Origin of the sequence: Mycobacterium sp. (genome assembly GCF_035314665.1) — a bacterium.
Lineage (GTDB): Bacteria > Actinomycetota > Actinomycetes > Mycobacteriales > Mycobacteriaceae > Mycobacterium.
The window spans coordinates 1-2809 of record NZ_DATFZD010000080.1 but is presented as its reverse complement, the minus strand read 5'-3'; the positions used below and the strand labels follow the sequence as shown (position 1 = coordinate 2809).

The following is a 2809-nucleotide window of genomic DNA, read 5'->3' as shown; positions in this document are numbered from 1 at the left end:
AGTTCTTTAGGCACATTGATGCCGCCAACGTCGACCTGATGGCCGTGACAGTCTGAATTGGCCCCAGGGGGGCGGCTTGATTTGGCCCCACCTGTGTGGCGACGGCGTGTTGTTGTGACGGTCTGATTTGGCCCCACCTGTTCGACACGCCGTGATGGTTGCGACAGCTTGATTTGGCCCCACCCCAGCGTGATCGGTGTCCGGATAGTCCGGATTGCCGGTCATGGAGGTTGAGGCATGCGGAGGGCGAGGTCGAAGGTGGAGCAGTTCGCGGCGATTCGGCGTGATCACCGGGTCGAGGGGTTGTCGATCCGGGCGTTGGCCGATAAGCACGGGGTGCATCGGCGCACGGTGCGCCAGGCGTTGGAGTCGGCGGTTCCGGCGCCGCGCAAGACCGCGGCGCGGACAGCGCCGCGGTTGGGGCCGTTCAAGGCGGCGATTGATGAGATGTTGTGTAGCGATCTGGATGCCCCGAAGAAGCAGCGCCACACCGCGCGGCGGGTCTTGGCCAGGTTGGTCGATGAGCATGGCGCGCAGGCGTTGTCGTACTCGACGGTACGTGACCATGTCCGCAAGCGCCGCCCGCAGATTCTCGCCGAAGCGGGCCGGCCGTTGGAGTTGGGGTACGTGCCGCAGACCTACGAGCCGGCCGCTCAGGGTGAAGTCGACTTCCACGATCTGTGGGTGATTCTTGCTGGGGTGAAGACGAAAACGGCGCTGTTCACCATGCGGTTGTCCTACTCGGGTCGGGCAGCGCATCGGGCTTCTGTGACCGCCGGTCAGGAAGCGTTTTTGGAGGGCCACGTGCACGCGTTCGAACGCCTCGGCGGTGTCCCGGTGGACAAGATCCGCTACGACAACCTCAACAGCGCGGTCAAACAGGTCCTGTTCGGGCGCTCGCGGCAGGAGAACGACCGCTGGATCGCCTTTCGCTCCCACTACGGATTTGAGGCCTGGTACTGCCAGCCCGGACACGAGGGCAGCCACGAGAAGGGCGGAGTCGAGGGCGAGGGCGGGCGGTTTCGCCGCAACCACTGCGTGCCGATGCCGGTGGTGAACTCCATCGATGAACTCAACGCCCTGCTGGAAGCCGCCGATGACGCTGATGACGCCCGCCGGATCGGCAACCGGGCCACCAGCGTGGCCCAGGACTGGGCGGTGGAGCAGACCCTGCTGCGGTCGCTGCCGGGCGAGGCGTTCGACACCACGCTGACCCTGACCCCGCGGGTGGACCGCTACGCGCAGGTGATGGTGCGGTGCAACCAGTACTCGGTGCCGGCCCGTTTCATCGGCCATCGGCTGCGGGTGAAGCTGTCGGCCTCGGCGGTGACCGTCTATGACCGCAGTGTGACGGTGGCCCGCCATCAGCGGGCGATCGGCAAGGGCGCCAAAGTCCTTGATCTGGATCACTATCTGGAGATCCTGTTGCGCAAGCCCGGCGCGCTACCCGGGGCGACCGCGTTGTCGCAGGCCCGTGCGACCAAGGTGTTCACCGCCGAGCACGAGCGATTCTGGGCCGCCGCCCGCAAGGCCCACGGCGACGCGGCGGGCACCCGTGCCCTGGTGGAAGTACTGTTGCTGCACCGTCACCTCGCCCGCGCCGACGTGCTCGCCGGGATCACCGCCGCCCTGTCGGTCGGCTCGGCCAACCCCGATGTGGTCGCCTTGGAAGCCCGCAAGGCCACCGAGCGCCGAACCACGCCTGCTGCAGGCGATGCGGTTCAGCCCGGCGCGCAGGTGCTGGTCCTGGCCGCCCACCGCGCCGGGGTGCCCGCCGACGCGCGGCCGCTGCCCTGCATGGACAAATACGACATCCTGCTCGGAAGGGAGACCTCATGACCGCCCGACGCGCAGTCACCGAGCAGGCCGCCACCGCGGCCATTGAGCAGGGCTGCCGCATGCTGCGACTGCCCACCATCCGCGACCGGTTCACCGAGATCGCCGCCACCGCGCAACGTGAACATCTGACCTACCTCGGGTTCCTCTCCGAGTTGGTGATTGCAGAATGCGACGACCGCACCCGCCGCCGCGCTGACCGGCGTACCCGCGACGCCGGCTTCCCCCGCCCTAAACGCTTGGAGGACTTCTCCTTTGAGGCCAACCCCGCCATCAACCCCGCGATCATCGGCCAGCTGGCCAGCTGCGACTGGGTCAAAGCCGGATACCCCTTGTGTTTGATCGGTGACTCCGGCACCGGGAAAAGTCACCTGCTCATCGCCCTGGGCACCCTGGCCGCCGAAGCCGGCTACACCGTCCGCTACACCCTGGCCAGCAAGCTGGTCAACGAACTCGTCGAAGCCGCCGACGACAAACACCTGACCAAACTGATCACCCGCTACGGCCGCGTCGATCTGCTCCTGGTCGACGAACTGGGATACCTGCAACTGGACCGGCGCGGCGCCGAGCTGCTCTTCCAAGTCCTCACCGAACGAGAAGAACGCTCCGCGATCGCTATCGCCTCCAACGAGCCGTTCTCCTCCTGGACGAAAACCTTTACCGACCCCCGACTCTGCGCCGCCATCGTCGACCGGCTCACCTTCGCCGGACAGATCATCGAAACCGGCAGCACCTCCTACCGACTCGCCCACGCACGAAACGCGAAACCCCCCAACACGACCGGGGCCAAATCAAGCCGTCAAGCCGGGGCCAAATCAAGTTGACATTGCGAGCCGGGTCGTTTTCGGGGCCGGTAGCTGGGTCCGTCCATCAGGATTTGGTGGCTGGTGTTGATCAGCCGGTCCAGCAGTGATTCGGCGACGACGGGGTTGGGGAACAGGTTGTACCAGTCCTTGGGTGAGCGGTTGGAGGT

General features: G+C 66.4%; 3 protein-coding genes. 2 read left to right on the top strand and 1 reads right to left on the bottom strand.

Annotation, left to right across the window (positions count from 1 at the left end; all coding sequences use genetic code 11):
* Positions 1 to 237 precede the first annotated feature (237 nt).
* Both istA and istB read left to right on the top strand, forming a co-directional pair.
* A complete protein-coding gene (gene istA / locus VKI00_RS06030) occupies positions 238 to 1839 on the top strand; it encodes an IS21 family transposase (protein WP_324436096.1) in 1602 nt (533 codons plus the stop codon).
* On the top strand, positions 1836 to 2660 hold the full coding sequence (istB, locus tag VKI00_RS06025) for an IS21-like element helper ATPase IstB (RefSeq protein WP_324436095.1): 825 nt from the start codon (positions 1836 to 1838) through the stop codon (positions 2658 to 2660). Before istA ends, istB begins: the two co-directional genes overlap by 4 nt.
* Here istB and VKI00_RS06020 read toward each other — a convergent pair.
* On the bottom strand, positions 2636 to 2809 hold a 174-nt coding region (locus VKI00_RS06020; protein ID WP_324436097.1), incomplete at its 5' end, for an ATP-binding protein. The two genes, istB and VKI00_RS06020, sit on opposite strands and share 25 nt — an antisense overlap.

Bases quoted from the DNA above. Each gene is read 5' to 3' on its own strand.
- istA (WP_324436096.1), top strand. From the start codon at position 238: ATGCGGAGGGCGAGGTCGAAGGTGGAGCAGTTCGCGGCGATTCGGCGT.
- istB (WP_324436095.1), top strand. From the start codon at position 1,836: ATGACCGCCCGACGCGCAGTCACCGAGCAGGCCGCCACCGCGGCCATT.